The organism is Serratia sp. 201 (assembly GCF_037027545.1).
Lineage (GTDB): Bacteria > Pseudomonadota > Gammaproteobacteria > Enterobacterales > Enterobacteriaceae > Serratia > Serratia bockelmannii.
On sequence record NZ_JAXCHC010000003.1, the window covers coordinates 604330 to 628992 of the forward strand.

The 24663-nt window shown below is 61.1% G+C and carries 18 protein-coding genes; 10 read left to right on the forward strand and 8 right to left on the reverse strand.

Annotated features, from left to right (window positions below; genetic code table 11):
- Positions 1-18: 18 nt before the first annotated feature.
- Entirely contained in the window at positions 19-1224 is a 1206-nt protein-coding gene (csdA, locus tag WA302_RS18455; RefSeq protein WP_141998858.1) for a cysteine desulfurase CsdA, read from the reverse strand.
- Between the two features lie 196 nt (positions 1225-1420).
- Between csdA and WA302_RS18460 the strand changes: the two genes are divergently transcribed.
- From WA302_RS18460 to rlmM, 4 genes are all read left to right on the forward strand, one after another.
- The gene (locus tag WA302_RS18460; RefSeq protein WP_025304050.1) at positions 1421-1645 is read left to right on the forward strand and encodes a YgdI/YgdR family lipoprotein; all 225 of its coding nucleotides are present in this window, start codon (positions 1421-1423) and stop codon (positions 1643-1645) included.
- Between the two features lie 385 nt (positions 1646-2030).
- The gene (locus WA302_RS18465) at positions 2031-2948 is read left to right on the forward strand and encodes a transcriptional regulator GcvA (RefSeq protein WP_025304049.1); all 918 of its coding nucleotides are present in this window, start codon (positions 2031-2033) and stop codon (positions 2946-2948) included.
- A 51-nt stretch (positions 2949-2999) separates the two neighbouring features.
- Positions 3000-3395 carry a DUF423 domain-containing protein gene (locus tag WA302_RS18470; RefSeq protein ID WP_004931896.1) on the forward strand — a complete coding sequence of 132 codons (396 nt, stop codon included), beginning with the start codon at positions 3000-3002 and terminating at the stop codon, positions 3393-3395.
- A complete protein-coding gene (gene rlmM, locus WA302_RS18475; protein WP_019455735.1) occupies positions 3388-4491 on the forward strand; it encodes a 23S rRNA (cytidine(2498)-2'-O)-methyltransferase RlmM in 1104 nt (367 codons plus the stop codon). The genes WA302_RS18470 and rlmM overlap by 8 nt, the downstream gene beginning before the upstream one ends.
- Positions 4492-4530: 39 nt before the next feature.
- Here the strand turns inward: rlmM and xni are convergent, their stop codons facing one another.
- The 3 genes from xni to queF all read right to left on the reverse strand — a co-directional run bounded on the left by xni (position 4531) and on the right by queF (position 7746).
- Positions 4531-5289: a flap endonuclease Xni gene (gene xni, locus WA302_RS18480; RefSeq protein ID WP_261456831.1), complete on the reverse strand. Its 759-nt coding sequence runs from the start codon at positions 5287-5289 to the stop codon at positions 4531-4533.
- Between the two features lie 54 nt (positions 5290-5343).
- On the reverse strand, positions 5344-6708 hold the full coding sequence (ppnN, locus tag WA302_RS18485) for a nucleotide 5'-monophosphate nucleosidase PpnN (RefSeq protein ID WP_049206164.1): 1365 nt from the start codon (positions 6706-6708) through the stop codon (positions 5344-5346).
- A 192-nt stretch (positions 6709-6900) separates the two neighbouring features.
- The gene (gene queF / locus WA302_RS18490; protein WP_049206165.1) at positions 6901-7746 is read right to left on the reverse strand and encodes an NADPH-dependent 7-cyano-7-deazaguanine reductase QueF; all 846 of its coding nucleotides are present in this window, start codon (positions 7744-7746) and stop codon (positions 6901-6903) included.
- Between the two features lie 63 nt (positions 7747-7809).
- Here queF and syd point away from each other — a divergent pair, with 63 nt between their 5' ends.
- Positions 7810-8358, forward strand: coding sequence for a SecY-interacting protein (syd, locus tag WA302_RS18495; protein WP_025304045.1), 549 nt, complete (start codon positions 7810-7812; stop codon positions 8356-8358).
- 608 nt (positions 8359-8966) lie between these two features.
- Here the strand turns inward: syd and WA302_RS18500 are convergent.
- Positions 8967-10205 (reverse strand): MFS transporter, encoded by a 1239-nt coding sequence (locus WA302_RS18500; protein WP_049206166.1) that lies wholly within the window; start codon positions 10203-10205, stop codon positions 8967-8969.
- 178 nt (positions 10206-10383) lie between these two features.
- Between WA302_RS18500 and WA302_RS18505 the strand changes: the two genes are divergently transcribed.
- The 5 genes from WA302_RS18505 (at position 10384) to WA302_RS18525 (ending at position 20547) form a co-directional block, all read left to right on the forward strand.
- Positions 10384-10710: a YqcC family protein gene (locus WA302_RS18505; RefSeq protein WP_025304043.1), complete on the forward strand. Its 327-nt coding sequence runs from the start codon at positions 10384-10386 to the stop codon at positions 10708-10710.
- Positions 10711-10856: 146 nt separating this feature from the next.
- Positions 10857-16832, forward strand: a complete 5976-nt coding sequence (locus WA302_RS18510) for an alpha-2-macroglobulin family protein (protein WP_197801136.1) — start codon at positions 10857-10859, stop codon at positions 16830-16832.
- A 49-nt stretch (positions 16833-16881) separates the two neighbouring features.
- Positions 16882-19230, forward strand: a complete 2349-nt coding sequence (gene pbpC, locus WA302_RS18515) for a penicillin-binding protein 1C (RefSeq protein WP_049206168.1) — start codon at positions 16882-16884, stop codon at positions 19228-19230.
- A gap of 60 nt (positions 19231-19290) precedes the next feature.
- Entirely contained in the window at positions 19291-20061 is a 771-nt protein-coding gene (gene truC / locus WA302_RS18520) for a tRNA pseudouridine(65) synthase TruC (protein ID WP_049206169.1), read from the forward strand.
- 33 nt (positions 20062-20094) lie between these two features.
- Positions 20095-20547, forward strand: a complete 453-nt coding sequence (locus WA302_RS18525; protein ID WP_033644870.1) for a flavodoxin — start codon at positions 20095-20097, stop codon at positions 20545-20547.
- A 57-nt stretch (positions 20548-20604) separates the two neighbouring features.
- Here WA302_RS18525 and WA302_RS18530 read toward each other — a convergent pair whose 3' ends face one another.
- The 3 genes from WA302_RS18530 to glnD all read right to left on the reverse strand — a co-directional run bounded on the left by WA302_RS18530 (position 20605) and on the right by glnD (position 24654).
- A complete protein-coding gene (locus WA302_RS18530; RefSeq protein ID WP_004931929.1) occupies positions 20605-20994 on the reverse strand; it encodes a DUF3461 family protein in 390 nt (129 codons plus the stop codon).
- A 129-nt stretch (positions 20995-21123) separates the two neighbouring features.
- Positions 21124-21948: a 2,3,4,5-tetrahydropyridine-2,6-dicarboxylate N-succinyltransferase gene (gene dapD / locus WA302_RS18535; protein WP_025304039.1), complete on the reverse strand. Its 825-nt coding sequence runs from the start codon at positions 21946-21948 to the stop codon at positions 21124-21126.
- A 42-nt stretch (positions 21949-21990) separates the two neighbouring features.
- Positions 21991-24654, reverse strand: coding sequence for a bifunctional uridylyltransferase/uridylyl-removing protein GlnD (gene glnD / locus WA302_RS18540; RefSeq protein ID WP_043139899.1), 2664 nt, complete (start codon positions 24652-24654; stop codon positions 21991-21993).
- Between the last annotated feature and the right edge of the window lie 9 nt (positions 24655-24663).

A 24663-nucleotide genomic window follows, 5' to 3' on the forward strand; every position in this document is an offset into this window, starting at 1 on the left:
GTGTCTCCGGAAATCACGTCAGTCGGCCAGCAGATCGAGGGCGTGAGTCAACGCGCTGACCAGCGTATCGACATCCTGTTGTGTATTGTAGGGGGCGAACGACGCGCGCAGCGTGCCGCTGACGCCTAATGCCGCCATCAGCGGCTGCGCGCAGTGCTGGCCGGCGCGCAGCGCAATGCCTTGCTCCGCCAGCAGCGTGACGATGTCGCTGTGGTGTATGCCGGCGACATCGAACGCCAGCAGGCTGGAGCCGGAGCTGCGGAAGCTGCGAAAGCCCGGCAGCTGCGCCAACCGCTGTTCGGCCTGATCCGCCAGCTCGCGGCTGTAGCGCTCCGCCGCCGCCATGTCCTGTTCGCTGAGCCAGGTGAGTGCGGCGGCCAACCCCAGCACGCCGGCGATGTTTGGCGTGCCGGCTTCGAAACAGTGCGGCGGCTTTTGTGGGGTAAAACCGTCGAACGACGCCTGGGTCAGCATCTTGCCGCCGCCTTGCCAGGGGGCCATCTGCGCCAGCAGCTCGGCTTTGCCGTACAGCGCGCCGATGCCGGTCGGGCCATACAGCTTGTGGCCGGAGAAGGCGTAGAAATCGATATCGAGCCGCTGTACGTCGGCCGGGCCGTGAACCACGCCCTGAGCGCCGTCAATCATCACGTGCGCGCCGGCGGCATGCGCCATGGCGATTGCCGGTGCCAGATCCGGGCAGCCGCCGGTGACGTTGGACATTTGCCCCAACGCCAAAAGGCGGGTTTTGTCGTTGAGCAGGGCGGGCAGCTGCGTCAAATCCGGCAACCGATCGGCGCCGATGGGCAGTTTCACCACCCGCGCGCCGGTTTGTTCCGCCACCATCAGCCAGGGGATCAGGTTAGCGTGGTGTTCCGCTTCGCTCACCAGGATTTCATCGCCCGGCAGCAGACGCGGGCGCAGGTAGCTCTGCGCCACCAGGTTGATCGCCTCGGTGGTGCCGCGCGTCCAGACGATGTCGTCGGCCGACGGCGCATTGATCAATTTCGCCACCTGGCCGCGTGCCTGCTCGAAGCGGGCAGTCAGATCCTGCGCCGCCCGATGCTGGCTGCGGTGCACGGTGGCGGCGTCATCGCGATAAAATTGCTGCGTGGCGTCGATGACCGCCTGCGGTTTCAACGCGGTGGCGGCGCTGTCCAGATAGATACCATCCTGCGCGAGCGCGGGAAACTGTTGGCGAAAAAGGCTGGGGTTAAAAGGCGTCATACCCTGATTGTCACTGGCTTGAGTCGATGGGTGATCCTGTCCTATTTTGCCGCCGGAGACAAGCGATCCTGCCTATTAGGACTTATCGCCTGGCAAAATTGGAAAAGTTTGTTATGCTATTAAATGTGCGCTTATTAATCGCATCTATACACATAAAAGGTATTTATCAGCATTTAAAACTAAAAAGGAGTCCTCAATGAAGAAAACAGCCGCAGTTCTCTCTGCCCTGATGCTGACGTTCACCCTGGCCGCCTGTTCCAGCAACTACGTGATGCATACCAATGACGGACGCACCATTGTCGCTGACGGCAAGCCAAAAGTGGACAACGATACCGGCATGATCAGCTATAAAGACGCTAACGGCGTCGAGCAGCAGATCAACCGCGCCGATGTGAAAGAGATGGTTGAAAGCAACCAGTAACCGTCAGGCAAAAAAAAGCACCGCAAGTTTTGCGGTGCTGCATAAAATCACTATGGACAGACAGGGTAAATGTACAGGAAGTGAAAAAACAGTAGCCTAGCTACCATGTCCGGAATCGCCGGACAATTTGCAAACACAACATCACAACCACAAGCCAAAAGTTCATCGGCGTCCTCGACACCCACTCCCTTTTCGTTCCGGCCCGGGAAGTGCCGCCACTATAGGTATTTGCTGGCGCATCCTCAACGGACAAATTATAATGGCTCGGATTAAAAAAACTAATGGCAATACGCCGTTAGCGTTTACCGATGGCTTGCCACACAAAGCCGCCCGATTTTCGGCGCCGAATCATTCGGATTAATGTTACACAAAAGTAGCTAATTTAATGTCTAAACGCTTACCTCCCCTCAATGCGCTGCGCGTGTTCGATGCGGCCGCTCGCCACCTGAGTTTCACCAAGGCGGCGGAAGAGTTGTTCGTGACCCAGGCCGCGGTGAGCCACCAGATCAAGTCGCTGGAGGACTTTCTCGGACTGAAGCTGTTTCGCCGGCGCAATCGCTCGCTGCTGCTGACCGAAGAGGGCCAAAGTTACTACCTCGATATCAAGGAGATTTTCTCTTCGATCAACGAGGCGACGCGCAAGCTGCAGGCGCGTAGCGCCAAGGGGGCATTGACCGTCAGTCTGCCGCCGAGCTTCGCCATTCAGTGGCTGGTGCCACGGCTGTCCGGCTTTAACTCAGCTTATCCGGGCATCGACGTGCGCATCCAGGCGGTGGACCGCGAAGAGGACAAGCTGGCGGACGACGTCGACGTGGCGATTTTCTACGGCCGCGGCAACTGGCCGGGACTGCGCGCCGAGCGCCTGTATGCGGAATATTTGCTGCCGGTGTGTTCGCCGAGCCTGCTGACCGGCGATCATCCGCTGAAAACCGCAGAGGATCTGGCTTATCATACGTTGCTGCATGACGTTTCACGCCGCGACTGGCTGGCCTATACGCGCCAGCTGGGGTTGCAGCACATCAACGTGCAGCAGGGGCCGATCTTCAGCCACAGCGCCATGGTGGTGCAGGCGGCGGTGCACGGTCAGGGCGTGGCGCTGGTGAACAACGTGATGGCGCAAACCGAGATTGAAGCCGGTCGCCTGGTGTGCCCGTTCAACGATGTGCTGGTCAGTAAAAACGCTTTTTATCTGGTATGTCATGACAGCCAGGCAGAACTGGGTAAAATAGCCGCCTTCCGGCAGTGGATCCTGGCGCGTGCCGCCAGCGAACAAGAGAAGTTCCGCTTCCGCTACGAACAATAAGGCCGGCCGCCGCCTTGCCGCGGCCGGTGATTTTTAATGGGATAGATCACGATGAGCAGCCGTTCCATGCTGGTTTTCGCCGCTATCAGCGGCTTTGTGTTTGTCGCGCTGGGCGCATTCGGCGCGCATGTGTTAAGCGGTACGCTCGGCGCCAATGAAATGGCCTGGATCCGTACCGGGCTGGAGTATCAGGGGTTCCACACCCTGGCCATCCTGGCGCTGGCGGTCGCGATGCAGCGCCGCGTGAGCCTGTGGTTTTACTGGAGCGGAGCGCTGTTGGCGTTCGGCACCGTGTTGTTCAGCGGCAGCCTCTATTGCCTGGCGCTGTCGCACCTGAAGGTCTGGGTATATATCACGCCGGTTGGCGGCGTGTGCTTCCTGATCGGCTGGATATTGATGTTGATTGGCGCTTTGCGTCTGAGGAAAAAGGCCGAGCGCCATGAATAAGATTGCGTTGTACTGCCGCCCCGGCTTTGAAAAAGAGTGTGCGGCAGAGATCACCGACAAAGCCGCCCAGTTGGAGATTTACGGCTTTGCACGGGTAAAAGAGCACAGCGGTTACGTGCTGTTCGAATGCTATCAGCCGGACGATGCCGATCGCCTGGCGCGGGAGATTCCGTTCCGCGAACTGATTTTCGCCCGCCAGATGATCGTGGTGGGTGAGCTGCTGCGCGATCTGCCACCGGAGGATCGGGTATCGCCGATCGTTGGCATGCTGATCGGCGTGGTTGATCGCGGCGGCGAGCTGCGGGTGGAAGTGCCGGACACCAACGAAAGCAAAGAGCTGATGAAATTCTGCCGCAAATTGACGGTGCCGCTGCGCGCCGCGATGCGCGAGCAGAAGGTGCTGATGGCGCGCGAGAACCCGACTCGCCCGGTGGTGCACGTGTTCTTCATCGCGCCGGGCTGCTGCTACGTCGGTTACTCCTACAGCAACAACAACTCGCCGTTCTACATGGGCATTCCGCGTCTGCGCTTCCCAGCCGATGCGCCGAGCCGTTCGACGCTGAAGCTGGAAGAAGCGTTCCACGTGTTCATCCCCGCCGACGAGTGGGACGAACGCCTGGCCAGCGGCATGCACGCGGTCGATCTGGGCGCCTGCCCGGGCGGCTGGACCTATCAGCTGGTGAAACGCAGCATGATGGTGCATTCGGTGGATAACGGCCCGATGGCGCCGAGCCTGATGGAAACCGGCCAGGTGACGCACCACCGCGCCGACGGCTTCAAGTTCGAGCCGAACAGCAGCAAAATCTACTGGCTGGTGTGCGACATGGTGGAGAAACCGGCGAAAGTGACCAGCCTGATGATTCAGTGGCTGGTGAAAGGTTGGTGCCGCGAAGCGATCTTTAACCTCAAGCTGCCGATGAAAAAGCGCTATGAGGAAGTGTCGCAAAACCTGATGAGCATCCGCGAAGCGCTGGGCGCTGCCGGCATCAGCGTCGAAGTGCACGCCAAACAGCTGTATCACGACCGCGAAGAGATCACCGTACACGTGCGCCGCATGTGGTCGGCGGTGCCGGGTCGCCGCGACGAGCGCGATTAATCGCGTTAAACCTGATGAAGGGCGCTGCTTGCAGCGCCCTTATTGTATCGGCAGTCGCAGCTGCTGCAGGTTGCCGTCCAGCGACAGATCGGTGCGCAGCGTGGCGACTTGTTTGCTGACGTAGGCCAGCTCGCGGTGCTGCTCCAGCTTGCCGCGCCATTTCTCCGGCACCTGCTCCAGGTGCTGATAGATCCCGTCCAGACTGCCCGACTGCTGCAACAGCAGCACGGCGGTTTTCGGCCCGATGCCGGCCACGCCGGGGATCTTGCTGCTGCCGATCCCCGCTAACCCCCAGTAGTCCGGCAGTTGCTGCGGCTGCACGCCGAATTCCTGCTGCACGAAAGGCATATCCAACCAGCGTTTCTGGAAGTAATCGCGGATCTGTACGTTCGGCGCCAGCAGCTGGCAATAGCCTTTGTCGGTGGAGACGATGGTCACCTGGTGGCCGCCGCCGGCGACCTTCGCCGCCAGCGTGGCCGCCAGATCGTCCGCTTCGTTGCCGGGCGAATGCCAGCTGGCGACGCCCAGCTCGGCGAAGGCCTCACGCAACTGCGGCATCTCCTGCTGCAGGTTTTCCGGCATCGGCGAACGCCCGGCCTTGTAGTCCGGCAGAATTTGGTGACGCCAGCTATCGCTGCGATCGTCCTCGTCGAATACCGCTACCGCGTGGGTCGGGCGGCTGTGCTGGATCAGCTGCTGCAGCGCGTGGCGGCAGGCGTTGACGCAAGGAGAGCCCTGTACGGCGTGAATGCGGCGGATGAGGTTCAGGGCGTCGACAATCAGTAGGTGTATCATCATGGGCGGCAAGGTCAGAAAAAACAGGGCGGCCGTTACGCCGCCCAGGATTGAGGATCAGGCGACGATTTCGTAGCAGGGCACATAGGCGCTGCCCGGCAGCTTCATGCGGTGCTGGGCGACAAAGCCCTGCAGCAGGCTGTCCATCTGCTTCATCATCTGCGGTTCGCCGTGCAGCTTGTACGGGCCGAACTGTTCAATGGCGTGGATGCCGTTTTCCTTCACGTTACCGGCCACGATGCCGGAGAAGGCGCGGCGCAGCGCGGCGGCCAATTGCTCCGGCGGCTGGTTCGGATACAGATTGAGGTTCGCCATGTTCTCGTGGGTCGGCTCGAACGGCAGCTGCAGATCCGGCGCGATGCGGATCGACCAGTTAAAGCTGTAGGCGTCGCCGGTGTTGCGGCGGTTTTCCTTCACCAGCGGCATGGCTTTCTTCATCTGCCGCGCCACTTCCGCCGGATCGTCGATGATAATGGTGTAGTGACGGCGCGCCGCGTCGCCCAGCGTGTTCATGATGAACTCGTCCAGCACGCGGAAGTAGTCGGCGCTCTCTTTCGGCCCGGTCAGGATCAGCGGCAGCACCTGTTCGCTGTTCTCCGGATTCATCAGGATACCCAGCAGGTACAGCAGCTCTTCGGCGGTGCCGACGCCGCCAGGGAAGATGATGATGCCATGCGCGATGCGCACGAACGCTTCCAGACGTTTTTCGATGTCCGGCATGATCACCAGCTCGTTCACCAGCGGGTTAGGCGGCTCGGCGGCGATGATCGACGGCTCGGTCATGCCGATGAAGCGGCTGTTGTGGTAACGCTGCTGTGCGTGACCGACCGCTGCGCCTTTCATCGGCGCTTCCATGGCGCCCGGCCCGCAGCCGGTGCAGATGTTCAACTCGCGCAGGCCCAGCTGGCTGCCGACCTTGCGCGCGTACAGGTATTCGTTCTCGTTGATTGAGTGGCCGCCCCAGCACACCACCATGTTGGGATCTTCATCCAGATGCAGCGTGCGTGCATTGCGCAGGATCGAGAACACCAGGTTCGTGATGTGGGCCGAGTTTTCCAGGTTCAGATGCTGGAAACGGCCGGCGCTGGCGATTTGGCCGTGCACGAACAGGATGTCGCGCAACACGGCGAACAGGTTGGCCTGCAATGAACGGATGATGCGGCCGTCGACGAACGCCTCTTCCGGCGGGTTGACCAGCTCCAGTTTCACGCCACGCTCGCGGCGCAGCACGTTGATATCGAAGGTTTCATAGCGCGACAGCAGCTGTTTGCTGTTGTCGGTTTGGCTGCCGGAGTTCAACACGGCCAGCGAACAGTTGCGGAACAGGCGGTACAGGTCGCTGCTGGCAGTGCGTTTCAGCATGTCTACTTCCAGCTGCGACAATAAATCCATAGAGCCAAGCGGGCTGATGTGTGTAATCAAGGTAACTCCTTTGCACCCGGTGCGGGGCGGTAGTAATCCATACGCAGCAAAACAGCATCTCGTTATGGTTGGTGTACTGCGGTGCAACGGGCGTTCTGCCCGGCTGCAGCCTCGTTTTAACCTTACCGCCGTCCCTGCGCTTTTACCAACACAAACCGCTCGTTAGCTCAGTTGTTGAGCAATGTTTCGCACTTATTGGCGCGCCAGGCGGCCGTGCTCGGGAGTGAACGCGACGTTGCTGCGCCACGGGTTGATGTCCAGCCCGCCGCGACGGGTGTAGCGAGCGTAAACCGTCAGGCTCTGCGGCCGGCAGTAGCGCATCAAATCATTGAAGATGCGCTCGACGCACTGTTCGTGGAATTCGTTGTGGTGGCGGAAGGAGACCAGGTAGCGCAGGAGCGCTTCGCGATCGATCTTGGCGCCGCGATAGCTTATCTGCACCGAGCCCCAGTCCGGTTGATGGGTGATCAGGCAGTTGGACTTCAGCAGGTGGCTGACCAATTGCTCTTCCACTACCTCTTCACCGGCGGCGTTTAACAGGTAGTCGGCGTTGAACTCATAATTGTCGATGCGGATATCCTGCTGGTCGATGCAGTCGCCGGCCAGACGGGCGATCGGCAAGCCTTCCAACTGCTCGACGCTGAACAGGGTGACGCTGACTTCGCCCTGGGCGCAGGCGGACAGATCGCGTTGCAGGGTGCTGCGCACCGTTTCCCCATCGGCGAACGGCGTTTGGTTGAAGCTGTTGAGATACAGCTTGAAGCTTTTCGATTCGATCAGGTTCAGGCTGTCGGCATTGAGGCTGATCTCGCCGACCGCCACCTGCGGCAGCCCGTTGGCGTTCAGCCAGGAGAGTTCGTACAGCGTCCAGATGTCCGCGCCGTGGAAGGGCAGGTTGTCGGGATACAGCCCCAGCGGCTCGCGGTTCATGCTGCGCGGCACCGCCTGCAGCAGCGTGGCGTCGTAGCGATCGCGGTAGGCGGTGGGTTTGCCCAGCGTCAGCCCTGACAGGGCCTGGTGGTCTTGATATGAGGACATCTGCTGTCACCTCGGTCAGAGATAGGTACAATGGCCGTCAGTTTAACGTATGCGAGAAAGAATATGGACCATGATGTATCGCACGCTCTGCGTGAATTCACTCAACGCTATGTCGAGTTGTGGCAGCAAGAGCGCGGCCACGCGCCGGCCAGCGAGGCGCTGTACGGCGTGCCGTCGCCCTGCATCGTGGAGAATCGCGAGGACGACGTGCTGTGGTTGCCGCAGCCTTTCGAACCGGCGGCGACGCTGGAAAAGGTAGAGACCGCGCTGGAGCTGCGTTTGCAGCCGGATGCGCATCGCTTCTACACGCAGCAATACGCCGGCGACATGAGCGCGCAGTTCGGCGAGCATCGCCTGAGCCTGCTGCAGGTCTGGAGCGAAGAGGATTTTATCCGCCTGCAGGAAAACCTCATCGGCCATTTAGTGACGCAAAAGCGCCTCAAATTGTCGCCGACCCTCTTCCTGGCGACCACCGAATCCGAGATGACGATGGTGTCGCTGTGCAACGTCAGCGGCAACGTGGTACTGGAGCAGTTCGGCAGCGATAAGCGCACCTTGTTGGCGGCGACGCTCGGGAATTTCCTCGATGCGCTGCGCCCGGTGTTGGACTGAATCGCGACGGATTCGCCGTCGCCCGTGTGAGAGATCTCTCACACGGGCTGTGAGATATCGCTCTTAATTTTTCCCACCTTTTTCCAGGCTATGAGATTATTGTTATCCAGATCAATTGGTTAGAATTTCTTTAGGATAACTCTTAGTCTTAATTTAGTGTGAGACACCTCCCAAACCCTTGTGATTCCGGGGAATTTAAGCGATCTTATCGTTACCGGAACGGAACCGGCGGAGCAGGAAAGCATCAGGATGATGCAGCTTCAGGAAGAAGAAAGGGATGCGCTCAGGCAGAGCGAAGGATGGCGTCAGGAGATGCCCAGGATGTTTCAGGATAGAAACCAGGGACACCTCCAGGACGGAGATTGAGAGCCGACACAGGACTGTCGGCGGGTCAGGAAGGCTGAGGAACCGCGTCAGGACGATGCTGCAGGATGATGCAAGGATCACTTGGTCAGGATGGCCGCAGGAAAAGTTTTCAAGGATTGAGCAGGGAGCACACTGTGTAGCGGGATAGCTATAAAACGAACCGGGGGCACTGTTAACGCAGTGCCCCCAACTTTTTGTTCTCTCCCGCCGTGCGTGCTCCTCTGCTTAATCCATCGCCAGCGTTAACCAATCGCGCCCAGCGTATCGCCTGCGCCCTGTTTTTTCGGCAGCAGGAACAGCGTGGCGTAGATATCCAGCAGGTAAATCGCCGCCAGCAGGCTGATGGCGGCGGTAAACGACACCTGCGTCACCAGCGCACCGATCACCAATGGCCCCAGGCCGCCGACGCCGCGCCCCAGATTGAACAGGATGTTTTGCGCGGTGGCGCGCGCCTGTACCGGGTAGGTATCGGAAATCAATGCGCCGTAGCCGCCGATCATGCCGTTGACGAACATGCCCATCACGGCGCCGGCGAACAGCATCAGCATCGGATCGCTCAACTGGGCGTAGCCGATCACCATCACTACCGCGCCTACCTGATACAACACGAAAATCTTCCAGCGGGCGAAGCGATCGGCCAGCATGCCAAACAGCCAGATACCGAACGTCATGCCGACCACCGTCACCGCCGTCCACAGGCCGGACTTGGTGAGTGAGAAGCCGAAGTTTTTCGCCAGGTAAGTCGGCATCCAGATCATCAGCCCGTAGTAACCGAAGTTTTGCACCGAACAGAGAATGAAGATGCCGATGCTGGCCTTGCTGGTAGCGCGATCCTTAAACAGCAGGCGCAAACGCTGCAGGAAGGAGAGCGGCTGCCCGGCGTCTTTCTGCCGCACGAACGCCTCCGGCTCGCCCAGCGTGCGGCGGATCAGGAATGACGCCAGCGCCGGCAGCAGACCGACCAGGAACATACCGCGCCAGCCGATGTGTTCCAGCAGCAGCGGCGTCAGGAAGGCGGCTGCCAGCACGCCCAATTGCCAGCCCATGCCGACGTAAGCCGAAGCGCGGTTGCGTTTCTCCGCCGGCCAGGCTTCGGCGATCAGCGCCATGCCGATGCCGAATTCGCCGCCCAGCCCGATGCCTGCCAGGGTGCGATAGGCCAGCAGATCCCAATACCCTTGCGCCACGGCGCACAGGCCGGTGAACAGGGAAAACATCAGAATGGTGATGGTCAGCACCCGGATTCGGCCGAAACGATCGCTAAGGTGGCCGAAGATCACGCCGCCCAGCACCGCGCCGATCAGCGTCCAGGTGACCAGCGAACCGGCGGCCGATGAGGTTAATCCTAATTCGATGCTGATGGCCGGCAGCATAAAGCCGAGGATCAGCAGGTCAAACCCGTCCATGGCATAACCGGTGACCGAGGCCAGCATGGCTTTACCGGGCGTCGCGTGGTTTTTTTTCTCTGTTATTACGGACATGAATCTTTATCTGTGTGGTGTATTCGATGGGCCTATTGTGCCGCGTGGCGGCGATCGCCACCAGATAAAAACGGCAGCCGGTCTCGGGCGCGCCAAATTTGGGCTATAAAAATGCTATGCTTTGCCGCCTTTCAGCCAGCGAGCTGAATACCATAATGAAAAGAGATCGGGAATGCAGATGAGTATACATAACCAGGTGCGCCGCAGTTTGCAGGCGATTGAACAATCCATGCGCGATCTGGCGCTGTGGCAGGCCGCGCCGCCTGAGCATGAGGCTTTTTCCAGCACCGAGCCGTTCTGTATCGACAGCATGTCGGCCGAAGCCTGGCTGCAGTGGGTGTTTCTGCCGCGCATGTATGCGCTGCTGGATGCCCAAGCGCCGCTGCCGACGCGCTTCGCCATCACGCCTTATTTCGAAGAGGCGCTGAAAGATCGTGAGCCGAGCAGCCTGCCGCTGCTGGTGCTGCTGCAACAGCTGGATTTGATGTTGAATAAAGAGCCGTAATCCGCCGGCGGCGCGCAGATTTTTGCCGTCCGGCAGTGTAGAGTACTCACGCGGATGCCGGGCAGGAGAGCCGACGGTGTCTTTCGGCTCGGTTGAACCGCGACGGTTGACCGGGGGCTGCATTAGGATGATGAGGTGCTGCAATAATGGATTTATTAAGGTTTATCCTGCGTTTGCCTTTTACCCTGGTTAAGGGCGTTTGTCGCCTGCTGGGTGGGGCGTTGTCGCTGTTGGGACGGTTGCTGAGACCGCTGGTCGGCAACCTCAGCTGGCGCGCGCCGGCCTGGTGGGCTGCGCTGCCGCGCGGTTTTTTGCGGCTCGAAAGCGGCGTGGATAAACACCCGAAAGCGATCGGTCTGGGCCTGCTGCTGCTGGCGGGGGCCGCGGGCGGCGCGTTTTACGGTTGGCACTGGTGGCAAAATCGGCCCCAGCCCATCGAGCCGGCGCCGTTGGTGGTTCAGGAGATCAGCGCCGAGGTGGCCAACCCCGAGCCGATAGATTACGCCGCCGCCCGGCAGGCGCCGCAAACGGTGAGCCTGACCTTCAGCGGCTCGGTCGCGCCGATCGCCGTGGTGGGTAAAACCGTGAGCGCCGGTATCACCCTCAAACCGACGGCGGAAGGGCAGTGGGCGTGGAGCAATGAATCAACGCTGGTGTTCTCGCCGAAAAAACCGCTGCCGATGGGAGCGAAATATGAGGTGGCCCTGGAGCCCGCCACCTTGCTGGCGCCGCAGGTCAAGCTCGCCAAAACCCGCTATGCCTTCACCGTGCCCGCGTTCGATTACCGTCTGGGGCAGGCCGAGTATTACCGCGATCCACAGAATGCGCAGAAACGCAGCGCGATTTTCAATCTGCAGTTCAACGCGCCGGTCGACGTCGCCAGCTTTGAAAAACAGATTTCGCTGGGATTGAAGGAAGGCAGCACGTCCTCCGAGAAAAAGCTGAACTTCTCTCTGGTCTATGACGAGAAAAAACTGAACGCCTGGGTGCATTCCGAGCCGCTTCAGGCGCTGGATCAGGGCGGCGCGGTGCATCTGACCGTCGGTAAGGGCGTTAAATCGACGGCGGCCGGCAACGCTGTCGAAGAGGCGAAAAGCAACTGGGTCAAGGTACCCACCCTCTACAGCCTGGCGCTGAGTGACGCCAGCGCTCAGGTCGTGGACACCGACGGCGGCCAAGGGCAGCGTGCGCTGGTGGTCGGTTTCAGCGATGCGGTGAAGGATAAAGAGTTGGTGCGGGCCACCAAAGCCTGGCTGCTGCCGCAGCACGATCCGAGCGATGCCGAGGCCGCCAACGATGCCGAAGACTTCTATCAATGGACGGTCGACAGCGTCGGCAAAAACGTGCTGGCGCAGGCGACGCCACTGCCGTTGACGCTTAACGAGGCGGAAGAGGCCTATCAACCGCAGTTCAGCTTCCGTTTCGACGCTCCGGCGCACCGCTTTGTGTTGCTCGAGATAGACAACCAGCTGGTCTCTGTCGGCGGTTACAAGATGCCGAAGAAGGTTTATCGGGTGGTCGAAGTGCCGGAGTTCCCGAAATCGCTGCAGTTCATGTCGCAGGGCTCGCTGCTGTCGGTTAACGGCGACAAGCAGATCAGCGTGGCGGCGCGTAACGTGGCGGGCCTGCGGCTGGACATCAAACGGGTGATCCCGAGCCAGCTGCAGCACATCGTTTCCTTCAAAAGCCGGGAATACTCGTCCACGGAATTCAACCGTCTCAACGACGAATATTTCACCGAGCATTTCAAATACCAAACGGCGCTCAACAACGAGCGGCCGGGGGAAGTGAACTATCAGGGCATCGATCTCTCCCGTTATCTCTCCACCAACGCCAGCTCCCATCGCGGGGTATTCCTGCTGACGCTGTCCGAATGGCAGCCGAACCGAAAACCGGCGGCGGAAGAGGCGGGCACCGAGCAGGATCAGGAACAAGATGAAAGCGAAGGGGAAGAGCAGCCCGACGTCGGCGATTCGCGCTTTGTGGTGGTGACCGATCTGGGCATCGTCGCCAAGAGCTCGCAGGATAAGACGCGCGATGTCTTTGTGCAGTCGATCCAAAGCGGCGCACCGGTCAGCGGCGCCACCGTGTCGGTAGTGGCCAAAAACGGCGTGACGCTGCTCAGCCAAACCACCGGTGCCGACGGCCACGTGCGTTTCCCGGCGCTCGATGTATACACCAACGAGCGCCAGCCGGTGATGTTCCTGGTGGAAAAGGAAGGGGATGTCTCCTTCCTGCCGACCGGTAGCTATAACGATCGCGGGCTGGACTTCTCGCGCTTCGACGTCGCCGGTGAACAAACGCCGACCGATCCGCGCACCCTCAGCAGTTATCTATTCTCCGATCGCGGCGTTTATCGGCCGGGGGATACTTTCAATATTGGCCTGATCACCCGCGCCGCCGACTGGGGCGTTGGCCTGGCCGGCGTGCCGGTGCGTGCCGAAATTCGCGATCCGCGCGACAAGCTGATGTCCACCGTACCGCTGACGCTGGGCGCCAGCGGTTTCAACGAGCTGAGCTATACCACCGATGAAAACTCACCGACCGGCGAGTGGAACGTCTATCTGTATCTGATCGGCAAAAACAACGATACCTCCACGCTGCTCGGCCATACCGCGGTCAATGTGAAGGAGTTCGAACCGGATCAGCTGAAAGTGAAGCTGGCGTTGACGCCGGACCGCCAGCAAGGCTGGGTAAAACCGTCTGAGCTGAAGGCCAGCATCGACGTGCAGAACCTGTTCGGCACCCCGGCGCAAGATCGCCGCGTGACCACCAGGCTGACGCTGCGGCCGATGTATCCGAGCTTCGATCGCTTCCCGGATTATGCGTTCTACGAAAACCGGCAAAACAGCGACGGGTTCGAAACCGAGCTGGAAGATCGCACCACCGATGAGCATGGCGCGGCCGATATTCCGCTCGATCTGAAATCCTACGCCGACGCGACCTATCAGCTGCAGCTGTTGTCGGAGGCGTTCGTCGCCGGCGGCGGGCGTTCGGTGGCGGCTACCGCCCGTACGCTGGTTTCGCCTTACGATTATCTGATTGGGGTGAAGGCCGACGGCGATCTGGGCTACATCAATCGCGACGCGGAGCGGCATCTGAATGTGATCGCCATCGATCCGGCCCTGAAACAGATCGCCATGCCGAATCTGAAGCAGGTGCTGATCGAACAGAAATACATTTCGGTGCTGACCAAACAGGATTCGGGCGTTTACAAATACCAGTCGAAGATGAAGGAAGTGCAGCTGTCGGAACAGCCGCTGGCGCTGAGTGAGCAGGGCGCGGATCTGCGGCTGACGACTGATAAGCCGGGCGACTTCGTGCTGGTGATTGAAGATGCGCAGGGCAAGACGCTCAACCGCGTCGCCTACAGCGTGGCCGGCAACGCCAACCTGAGCCGTTCGCTGGATCGCAACGCCGAACTGAAGCTGAAACTGAACCAGGCGGAATACCAGCCGGGCGAGGAGATCGAGGTGGCGATTAACGCGCCTTATACCGGCAGCGGTTTGATCACCATCGAGAAGGACAAAGTTTACGCCTGGCAGTGGTTCCACAGCGATACCACCAGCTCGGTGCAGACGATCCGCGTGCCGGCCGGCATGGAGGGCAACGGCTACATCAACGTGCAGTTCGTGCGCGACATCAACTCCAGCGAGATCTTCATGAGCCCGCTGAGTTACGGCGTGATGCCGTTCAAGATCAGCACCAAGGCGCGCCAAAACAGCCTCGAGGTGACGGCGCCGGCGGTCATCAAGCCGGGTGAAAACCTGACGATGACGGTCAAGACCGATGCGCCGCAGCAGGTGGCGCTGTTCGCCGTCGATGAGGGCATTCTGCAGGTGGCGCGTTACCGCCTGAAGGATCCGCTGGAGTTCTTCTTCAGCAAGCGCGAACTGAACGTGAGCAGCTCGCAGATCCTCGATCTGATCCTGCCGGAGTTCAGCAAGCTGATGGCGCTGACCGCGGCGCCGGGCGGCGATGCGGGCGAAGGGTTGGATCTCAACCTCAACCCGTTCAAACGCAAGCGTGACAAGCCGGTGGCCTACTGGTCCGGCATTACCGAAGTCAGCGGCGAGAAGCAGTTCGTCTACCCGGTGCCGGACTACTTCAACGGCAAGATCCGCGTCATGGCGATTTCGGTGACGCCGGAGAAAATCGGCAAGGCGCAAACCGCCGCCACGGTGCGTGACAGCTTCATCATGACGCCGAACGTGCCGGCGATGGTGGCGCCGGGCGATGAGTTCGACGTCAGCGTGGGCATCAGCAACAACCTCGAAGGGCTGAACGGCCAGTCGGCAGCCATCAACGTCCTGCTGACGCCGCCGCCGCAGTTGGAGGTGGTGGGCAACGCGACGCAAAGCCTGACGCTGGCGGAAAAACGCGAGGGCGTGATCGCTTTCCGCCTGCGCGCCAAAGCCGTTTTGGGCGATGCGCCGCTGGTGTTCGACGCCCGTTACGGCGACCAGGCCAGCCGCCGCACCGTCAGCACCTCGGTGCGGCCGGCGGCGCCGTACCGCACCCAGTCGGTGATGGGGCGCATGAGTGGCAGCAGCCAGAACGTCGATGGCCTGCGCCAGATGTTCGATGCTTTCGCGCAGCGCCGGGCTGCGGTGTCGAATTCACCGCTGGTGCTGACCAATGGGCTGGCGCAATACCTGGCGGATTACCCATATTACTGTTCCGAGCAGATCGTCAGCCGTTCCATTCCGCTGATGCTGCAGAGCCGCCACCCAGAGATGAAAAGCAGCCTGAGCCAGGCGGAAGTCAGCAAGCAGCTGCGCAATCTGCTTGGCGTGCTGCGCGCCCGCCAGAACGACAGCGGGGCGATCGGCGCCTGGCGTTCATCGCCGGATGCCGATCCTTTCGTCACGCCTTATGTGGTGCAGTATCTGCTCGAAGCCAAAGCGGCGGGCTACGCCCTGCCGGAAGGCATGCTGGATGAAGCCAACGGCGCGTTGCGCGAGCTGGCGGCCAGCGGTTTCGACGATCTGTATCTGCTGCGCCTGCGCAGCTGGGCGGTTTACCTGCTGACGCTGCAGGGCGAAGTGACCACCAACTCGCTGGCGGCGGTGCAGGATACGCTGCAAAAACGCTATGGCGAAGAGTGGAAAACCGACCTGAGTGCGCTGTATCTGGCCTCTTCCTATCGCCTGTTGAAGATGGACGACGAAGCCGCCGCGCTGTTGCAACCGAGCTGGCAGCAACTGAGCAAGGCGTATGACAGCGCCTGGTGGACGCAGAACTATTTCGATCCGCTGGTGCAGGATGCGACGCGGCTGTATTTGATTACCCGTCACTTCCCTGAGAAGGTGGCGTCGATTCCGCCGCAGGTGCTGGAGAATATGGTCAAGGCGCTGAAAGAAGAGCGTTACACCACCTACTCCTCTGCAATGAGCATCCTGGCGCTGGAAAGCTACTCGGCCCAGGTGGCGGCGCAATCCGCCAATGCGGACGCGTTAGGCATCGTGCAGGTGGGCAAAAGCGGCGGCGACCCGCAGCGCATCAGTGAACTGCAGGGGCTGTTCGTTCAGGGGCAGTTCAACGCCGATGCCACCGCCGTGCGCTTCACCAACGGCGGCAGCGCGCCGGCCTGGTATGTGGTGACGCAGGCCGGTTACGATCTGAACGCGCCGCAAAAAGCGCTGTCGCGCGGGATTGAGATCGTCCGCGAGTACACCGACGAACAGGGCAAACCGGTGACGCAGGTGACGCTGGGGCAGAAGATCAACGTCCATCTGAAGGTGCGCGCCAACTCGAAAGAGGGGCAGAGCAACCTGGCGATTGTCGATCTGCTGCCGGGCGGGTTCGAAGTGGTGCAGCAGACGCCGCTGGAACCGGCCGATGCCGGTGAAGAGAGCGACGATCGCGGCGGCTGGCAGTCGCCGCTGGCCGCCACCGGCTCCACCTGGGCGCCGGATTACAGCGACATCCGTGAAGATCGGGTGATTATCTACGGCAGCGCCGGCACCGAGGTGCAGGAGTTCGTCTATCAGATCAAGGCCACCAATACCGGCAGCTTTATTATTCCACCGGCCTACGGCGAAGCCATGTATGACCGAGAAGTGCAGGCCATGTCGGCCGGCGGCGGCAAGCTGGTGGTGGTGCCGGCGGGCAACGACTAGGCCGTATCCGGCGCCAGGCCAGCGTCTGGCGCCGGAATGCTGAGAACGTATGAAGATCCTGACCGGGCGCGTGCTGCAAAACGGCTTGATGGCGGTGTTTTTACTGGCGCTGCTGTTGACCGCAATTCGGCTGTGGCCGCATCCGCCCCTGTGGCAGGGGCTGCCGCAGTCTTCCGTTTATTACGACAGGCACGGCGCGCTGCTGCGCATTACGCTGGCCAACGACGATCGCTACCGGCTGTGGACCCCGCTGGAGCAAGTGTCGCCGCTGGCGGTGCGCGGGTTGCTGCTGCACGAAGATCGTTGGTTCTACTATAACCCCGGCTTTAACCCTGTCAGCCTGATGCGCGGTTTCTGGCGCAGCTATGTCGCCGGCGGCAAAATGCAGGGCGGTTCGACCATCAGCATGCAGCTGGCGCGGATGCGCTGGCATCTCAATACCCGTACGCCGGGCGGCAAGGTGTTGCAGGTGCTGCGTGCGGTGCAGCTGGAACTGAGCTACTCCAAGCGCGATATCCTGGAAGCCTATTTGAATTACGCGCCCTACGGCCGCAACATTGAAAGCATCGGCGCCGCCAGCCTGATCTATTTCGCCAAGCCGCCGCGGGAGTTGACTCTGCCGGAGGCGCTGACGCTGGCGGTCTTGCCGCAGTCACCCAGCTACCGTCTGGAGCCGAAAACCGGCGTGCTCGGCGCGGCGTTGACGCAGGCGCGCAATCGTCTGTTCCAGCGTTGGCAGCGGGTTTACCCCACCGACGCCAGCCAGCAAACGCTGTTCCGCCTGCCGCTGGCGCTGCGGCAGCCTGAACAAGTGCCTTATATTGCGCCGCACTTTATCGAACAGCTACGCCTGCAGACGCAGCAACTGGTGCAGCGCGATACCCGCGTAGACACGACGCTGGACGCCGGGTTGCAGCGGCTGGTCGAGCGGCAGGTTAACGCCTTTATCGCCCGCAACCGCAGCCGCGGCATTCAAAACGCCGCGGTGCTGCTGGTGGACAGCCGCGATATGGGGGTGCGCGCGCTGGTAGGATCGGCGGACTATTACAATCGGCCGATCCAGGGGCAGGTGAACGGCACCAACGCCAAACGTTCGCCGGGCTCGACGCTGAAGCCGTTCATCTACGCGCTGGGCATGGAGCAAGGCGTGTTGCATCCGATGACTATCCTGAAAGACGTGCCTTCGTCGTTCGGCGCCTATGCGCCGGAAAACTTCGACCGGCGCTTTCTCGGCCCGGTGACCGCCACCGACGCGCTGAACTTCAGCCGTAACATCCCGGCGGTATATGTCGCCTCGCAGCTGCGCCAGCCGACTTTTTATCAGTTCTTACGCCTGACCGGCGTCGCCAATATGGCCAATGAGAGCCACTACGGGCTGTCGCTGGTATTGGGCGGCGGTGAGGTGACGGCGCAGGAATTGGCGAAGCTGTATGCGCTGCTGGCGAACCGCGGCGAGCTGCGGCCGCTTCGCATGCGATTGAACGAGGCCGAATCGACGCCGGTGCGGCTGCTGAGTGAGGAGGCCAGTTTCATCACGCTGGATATGCTGCGCCAGCACCGGCGGCCGGGCGATACGCTGGCACAGCGTTCTTCTTCGCTGCCGGTGTATTGGAAGACCGGGACTTCATGGGGCTTTCGCGACGCCTGGAGCGTCGGAATTTTCGGCCCTTACGTGCTGGTGGTGTGGGAAGGCAACTTCGACGGGCGCGGCAACAATGCGTTGGTCGGCGCCGAGGCGGCCGCGCCGCTGTTTTTCAATATCATCGACAGCGTCAACGCCAGCTACCCTGGCCTGCGGGAACCGAAACATCCGTTCCCCCAACGGCTGCGGCGGGTGGAGATTTGTCTCGCCAGCGGCGATCTGCCGACGCCGTGGTGCCAGCAAAAGGGCAAGACCTGGTTCATTCCCGGCAAGTCGCCGATCAAGGTGGACAGCGTCTATCGGCCTGTGGTGCTGGATATTCACAGCGGCGAGGTCGTTTGCCCGCCGTATGACGCGGCGCAGACCCGTACCGAAATCTTTGAATTCTGGCCTTCCGATCTGGCCAACGTGTTCGCCCAGGCAGGGCTGCCGAAACGGACGCCGCCGGTTAACCGCTGCAAGGACAACGGCATCGCCGTCGGCGGCAACGCACCGCGCATCACTTCGCCGCTGAAAAATACCACCTATACCCTGCGCCAGTCGCAGCAGGGGCGGGACAAAATCGCCTTCAATGCGGTGACGGACGCCGACAGCAAGACGGTGTACTGGTTTGTCGACGATATCTATCTCGGTAGCAGCGCCAGCAAAAAGCCGATCGACTGGCGGCCGATCAACAACGGGCGTTATCGCATTCGGGCGGTGGACGATCGCGGCCGCGCCGATACGCGCCTGGTGACCATCGAATGGGTAAACTAGCGCTGAGCCGCACGCCTGTTATACTCGCGCCCGAAACGGCTATTTACCTGGGAAAGCGATGTGATTGAGATTTTGTATCAGGATGAACACCTGGTGGCGGTGAACAAACCGTCGGGCTGGTTGGTACACCGCAGTTGGCTGGATCGTCATGAAACACGCTTTATGATGCAAACGGTGCGCGATCAGCTCGGGCAGCACGTCTTTACCGTGCACCGTCTCGATCGCCCGACCTCCGGCGTGCTGCTGATGGCGCTCTCCAGCGAGGTGGCGCGCCTGCTGTCGCAGCAGTTCGAGCAGCATCAGGTGCAGAAAACCTACCATGCGGTGGTGCGCGGTTACGTGCAGGAGGGGGCGACCCTCGACTACCCGCTGACGGCGGAGCTGGACAAAATCGCCGATAAACATGCCGATGCCGACAAGGGGCCGCAGCCGGCCGTCACGCACTACCGGCCGTTGGCGCAGGTAGAGATGCCGGTGGCCGTCGGCCGCTACGACAGCGCGCGTTACAGTCTGGTGGAACTGCAGCCGGAAACCGGCCGCAAGCACCAATTGCGGCGCCACATGGCGCATCTTCGCCATCCGATCATCGGTGACAGCAAGCACGGCGATTTGCGGCAGAACCGTGGGATGGCGCAGCATTTCGGCTGCCCGCGCCTGATGCTGCACGCCAGCCATCTGCAGCTGACGCACCCGGTGAGCGGCGAGCCGCTGCAGGTGACGGCGCGCTGGGACGAAGACTGGCAAGGGGTGATGGCGCAGTTCGGCTGGGCGGGGGTATTCCCTGAACTTGCCGGGGTTGAGTTTAGCTCGGCTAACGGTCAGGATAGCTGACAATTTTTAAAGGTAATGAAGGGAGTTGGAGCCATGGCTCAGGTTGGTATCTTCGTGGGAACGGTCTACGGCAATTCGCTGTTGGTGGCGGAAGAGGCGCAAAACATCCTCAGCGAGCAGGGCCATGAGGTCAAACTGTTCGAAGAGGGCACGCTGGAGGCCTGGCAGTTTTATCGTCAGCATTACGCGCTGGTGATCACCTCCACTACCGGGCAGGGCGATTTGCCGGACAGCATCGCGCCGCTGTTCCACGCCATTCGCGATCAGGTTGGCTATCAGCCGGAACTGCGCTACGGGCTGATTGCCCTCGGCGACAGCAGCTATGACCACTTCTGTGGCGCGGGGCGCACGTTTGATGCGTTGCTGCAAGAGCAGGGCGCCACCCGCGTTGGTGAAGTGCTGGAAATCGATGCGATGGAACAGCCGGAGCCGGAAGTGGCCGCCTGCCCGTGGGTCGAGCAGTGGGGCACGCTGCTGCAGTCATAACGTAAAAAGGCGCCGTAAAAGGGCGCCTTAACGATGATGCGGGTCAACCGATCCGCATTACTTGCCGCGGGTGAGTTTTTCCAGATCGGCTTCGATCTCGGCAATCTTGTGCGACACCACGCCCTCGAGATGGCGCAGGTCGTCGAGGATTTTACGCTTCAGATCCACTTCCACCTGATCGCGCTGGCACAGCTGATCCAGTTCGTCGATCACGTAACGCAGGTTCGGGTTGATCTCGTGAATTTCCTTGTAGCCCTGGCCGGCGTTGTCCGCCACCACGGTTTTACGCTGGCGCGGATACTTGAACTTCACGCTCTTGGCGAAGAACTCGCCCTTGTCCTTGCGGAAATAGATCTTGAGGATGTCGTTGTTGGCCTCTTGACGCAGGCTATAGCGATCGACGTCTTCCGGTTGATTGATGCCCAAACTCTTCAAGTTATCGTACATACTGCGCCCTCTTTAGATGTGATCGTTATATTCCACGACTGCGATTATGGCGGAAAGCGAGATCTGCGACTGTGACTGCCAGCGAAACGCAGACAAAAAAATAGCGGGTGAATCACCCGCTATTTCAATTTAGTCGATAGTACGCAATAACTCATTAATGCCGACTTTACCGCGCGTTTTGGCGTCGACTTTCTTGACGATCACCGCGCAGTACAGGCTGTAAGAACCGTCTTTCGACGGCAGGTTACCGGAAACCACCACCGAACCCGCCGGCACGCGGCCGTAATGGATTTCGCCGGTCTCGCGGTCATAGATGCGGGTGCTCTGGCCGAGGTAGACGCCCATCGAAATCACCGAGCCTTCTTCCACGATCACGCCTTCCACCACTTCGGAGCGCGCGCCGATGAAGCAGTTGTCTTCGATGATGGTCGGGTTGGCCTGCAGCGGCTCCAGCACGCCGCCGATGCCGACGCCGCCGGACAGGTGAACGTTCTTGCCGATCTGCGCGCAAGAACCGACGGTGGCCCAGGTGTCGACCATGGTGCCTTCGTCGACGTAGGCGCCGATGTTAACGTAAGACGGCATCAGCACGGTGTTGCGAGCGATGAACGCGCCCTGGCGCACGGTAGCCGGCGGCACGACGCGGAAACCTTCCTTCTGGAAGCGCGCTTCGTCGTAGTCGGCGAATTTCATCGGCACTTTGTCGTAGTAGCGGGTTTCCGCGCCGTCCATTACCTTATTGTCGTTGATGCGGAAAGAGAGCAGCACGGCTTTCTTCAGCCACTGATGGGTGACCCATTGACCGTCGATCTTCTCGGCAACGCGCAGGGCGCCGCTGTCCAACAGGCCGATCACCTGGTTTACCGCTTCGCGCGTTACGGTGTCTACGTTCACCGGGGTGATGTCCGCACGGCGTTCGAAGGCGCTTTCAATAACGTTCTGTAATTGCTGCATGCTGTTCTCTTTCCTGATGTTGTCGGTAAAAAGTTACTTGTATCACATTTTATCGTTCGGGGTGAGGGCCTCTGTCAACCGTTGCTCCAACTTTCTGCGCGTTTCTTGGTCGAGCGCGCGCCGCTCGCCGTCGGCCAGAATAAACAAATCCTCGACCCGCTCGCCGATGGTGGAAATGCGCGCGCCGTGCAGCGACAGCCCCAGGTCGGCGAACACTTCGCCCACCCGCGCCAGCAGGCCGGGTTGGTCGAGCGCCGTCAGCTCCAGGTAGCTGCGGCGATCGGTGTGGGTCGGCAGGAAGGTGACCTCGGTCGGCACGCTGAAGTGGCGCAGCTTGGAAGAGGGGCGGCGCACACGCGGCGGCTGATACTCTCGTTGGGTGATGGCCTGTAGCAGCGCCTGACGGATCGCCGCGTGGCGATCCTGCGCCAGCGGGCTGCCGTCCGGTTCCAGTACGATAAAGGTGTCCATCGCCATACCGTCGCGGTTAGTGAAAATCTGTGCGTCGTGCACGCTCAGGTTGCGGCGATCCATCTCCCCGGCGACGGCGGCGAACAGATAAGGACGATCCGGGCTCCAGATGAAGATCTCGGTGCCGCCGCGCGTCGCCTGGCGGCTGACCAGCACCAGCGGCTGGGTGGAATCGTGGGCAAGCAGATGGCGGGCGTGCCAGGCCAGCTGATTCGGCGAGTGGCGCAGGAAATAGTCGGCGCGGCAGCGGCTCCAGATGCGGTGCAGCGCCTCTTCGTCGATGTTGTCCATGCGCAGCAGCGCCAGCGCCTGCAGCCGATGGTGGCGCACGCGTTCGCGCAGATCCGGGCTGTTTTGCATGCCGCGGCGCAGCTGTTTCTCGGTGGCGAAATACAGTTCGCGCAACAGGCTCTGCTTCCAGCTGTTCCACAGGGTTTCGTTGGTGGCGCAGATATCCGCCACCGTCAGGCATACCAGGTAGCGCAGGCGAGTTTCGCTCTGCACTTCGCTGCTGAACTGCTGGATCACCGTCGGATCCTGGATATCGCGGCGCTGCGCGGTGACCGACATCAGCAGGTGGCAGCGCACCAGCCAGGCCACCAGTTGGGTTTCTCGCGAGTTAAGACCGTGCAGCTCGGCGAACTCGACCACGTCCTCCGCGCCGAGGATCGAGTGATCGCCGCCGCGCCCTTTGGCGATATCGTGGAACAAGGCCGCCAGCAGCAGCAGTTCCGGGTGCGGCAGGCGCGGATACAGCTCCACGCACAGCGGATGGCGCGGCCGGGTTTGCGCATCGGCGAAGCTCTCCAGCTTCTGCAGCACCCGGATAGTGTGCTCGTCGACGGTATAGGCGTGGAACAGATCGAACTGCATCTGCCCGACGATCTTGCCCCACTGCGGCATATAAGCCCACAGCACACTGTGACGGTGCATCGGCACCAGCGCGCGCGACACCGCGCCGGGGTGGCGCAGGATGGCCATAAACAGATCGCGTGCTTCCGGGATGGTGCACAGCGGCTGTTTCAGGTGACGGCGCGCGTGGCGCAGCTGGCGCACGGTGGTGGAGTAAATGCCCTTGATCTCGCGGTTGCGCACCATCAGGTAGAACATGCGCATGATGGCTTGCGGCTCGCGGATGAACAGCGTTTCGTCACGCAGATCGATCAGATCGCCGCGCAGCTGGAAATCGTCGTTCAGCGGACGCGGTTTCTCGGTGGCGTCCAGCGCCAGGATGGCCTCGTCGAACAGCTGCAGCAGCATGTGGTTCAGCTCGCTGACGCGCCGCGTCATGCGGTAGAAATCTTTCATCATGCGCTCGACCGGCTCGTTGCCTTCACCTTCATAGCGCAGCAGCTGCGCCACGTTGAGCTGACGATCGAACAGCAGACGATTGTCGTAACGCGGCAGCACCAGATGCAGAGCAAAGCGGATGCGCCACAGGAAGCTCTGACATTCGTTCAGTTCGTTGCGCTCGGCCTGGGTGAGGAAACCGAAGCCGACCATTTCGTCCAGCGAGGTGGCGCCGAAGTGGCGGCGCGCCACCCACAGCAGCGTGTGGATGTCGCGCAGGCCGCCGGGGCTGCTTTTGATATCCGGTTCCAGGTTATAGCTGGTGCCATGGTAGCGCTGGTGGCGTTCCTGCTGCTCGTTGATCTTGGCGTGGAAAAACTGCGGCGAAGGCCAAAAGCCGTCGCTGAAGATGTGTTTTTGCATCTGCAGGAACAGCGCGACGTCGCCGCAGATCATGCGCGATTCGATCAGGTTGGTGGCCACGGTCAGATCCGCCAGGCCTTCCAGCAGGCACTCTTCCAGGGTGCGCACGCTGTGGCCCACCTCCAGCTTGAGATCCCACAGCAGGGTGATGAATTCGCCGACTCGCTGCGACTGCTGTTCCGTCAGCCGGCGCTGGCTGAGCACCAGCACGTCGATGTCCGACAGCGGATGCAGTTCGCCGCGGCCGTAGCCGCCGACCGCCACCAGCGCGGTTTCCGGGATATCTTCGAAGCCGTAGAAGGTCCACAGCCGGCGCAGCAGGCGATCGATGAAGTCGCTGCGCGCCGCCACTAGGCTTTCGGCGCTGGAGCCGGCGTCGAACGCCGCCGCCAGCCACAGCTGAAACTGCTCCAGCCGCTGTTTCAGCACCAGGCAGGTGAGGTCGTCGTCGCCGTAGGCGCTGGGAGAGACGGGTGGCATCGGCACGGCCGGGGCCGCCTGTTGAAGGAGATTGTCAGACATAGTGCGCAG

Bases quoted from the DNA above. Each gene is read 5' to 3' on its own strand.
- rlmM (WP_019455735.1), top strand. From the start codon at position 3,388: ATGAATAAGATTGCGTTGTACTGCCGCCCCGGCTTTGAAAAAGAGTGT.
- WA302_RS18465 (WP_025304049.1), top strand. From the start codon at position 2,031: ATGTCTAAACGCTTACCTCCCCTCAATGCGCTGCGCGTGTTCGATGCG.
- pbpC (WP_049206168.1), top strand. From the start codon at position 16,882: ATGAAGATCCTGACCGGGCGCGTGCTGCAAAACGGCTTGATGGCGGTG.
- dapD (WP_025304039.1), bottom strand. From the start codon at position 21,948: ATGCAGCAATTACAGAACGTTATTGAAAGCGCCTTCGAACGCCGTGCG.
- glnD (WP_043139899.1), bottom strand. From the start codon at position 24,654: ATGTCTGACAATCTCCTTCAACAGGCGGCCCCGGCCGTGCCGATGCCA.
- WA302_RS18460 (WP_025304050.1), top strand. From the start codon at position 1,421: ATGAAGAAAACAGCCGCAGTTCTCTCTGCCCTGATGCTGACGTTCACC.
- WA302_RS18525 (WP_033644870.1), top strand. From the start codon at position 20,095: ATGGCTCAGGTTGGTATCTTCGTGGGAACGGTCTACGGCAATTCGCTG.
- WA302_RS18510 (WP_197801136.1), top strand. From the start codon at position 10,857: ATGGATTTATTAAGGTTTATCCTGCGTTTGCCTTTTACCCTGGTTAAG.
- syd (WP_025304045.1), top strand. From the start codon at position 7,810: ATGGACCATGATGTATCGCACGCTCTGCGTGAATTCACTCAACGCTAT.
- csdA (WP_141998858.1), bottom strand. From the start codon at position 1,224: ATGACGCCTTTTAACCCCAGCCTTTTTCGCCAACAGTTTCCCGCGCTC.
- WA302_RS18500 (WP_049206166.1), bottom strand. From the start codon at position 10,205: ATGTCCGTAATAACAGAGAAAAAAAACCACGCGACGCCCGGTAAAGCC.
- WA302_RS18505 (WP_025304043.1), top strand. From the start codon at position 10,384: ATGAGTATACATAACCAGGTGCGCCGCAGTTTGCAGGCGATTGAACAA.
- WA302_RS18530 (WP_004931929.1), bottom strand. From the start codon at position 20,994: ATGTACGATAACTTGAAGAGTTTGGGCATCAATCAACCGGAAGACGTC.
- WA302_RS18470 (WP_004931896.1), top strand. From the start codon at position 3,000: ATGAGCAGCCGTTCCATGCTGGTTTTCGCCGCTATCAGCGGCTTTGTG.
- queF (WP_049206165.1), bottom strand. From the start codon at position 7,746: ATGTCCTCATATCAAGACCACCAGGCCCTGTCAGGGCTGACGCTGGGC.
- xni (WP_261456831.1), bottom strand. From the start codon at position 5,289: ATGATGATACACCTACTGATTGTCGACGCCCTGAACCTCATCCGCCGC.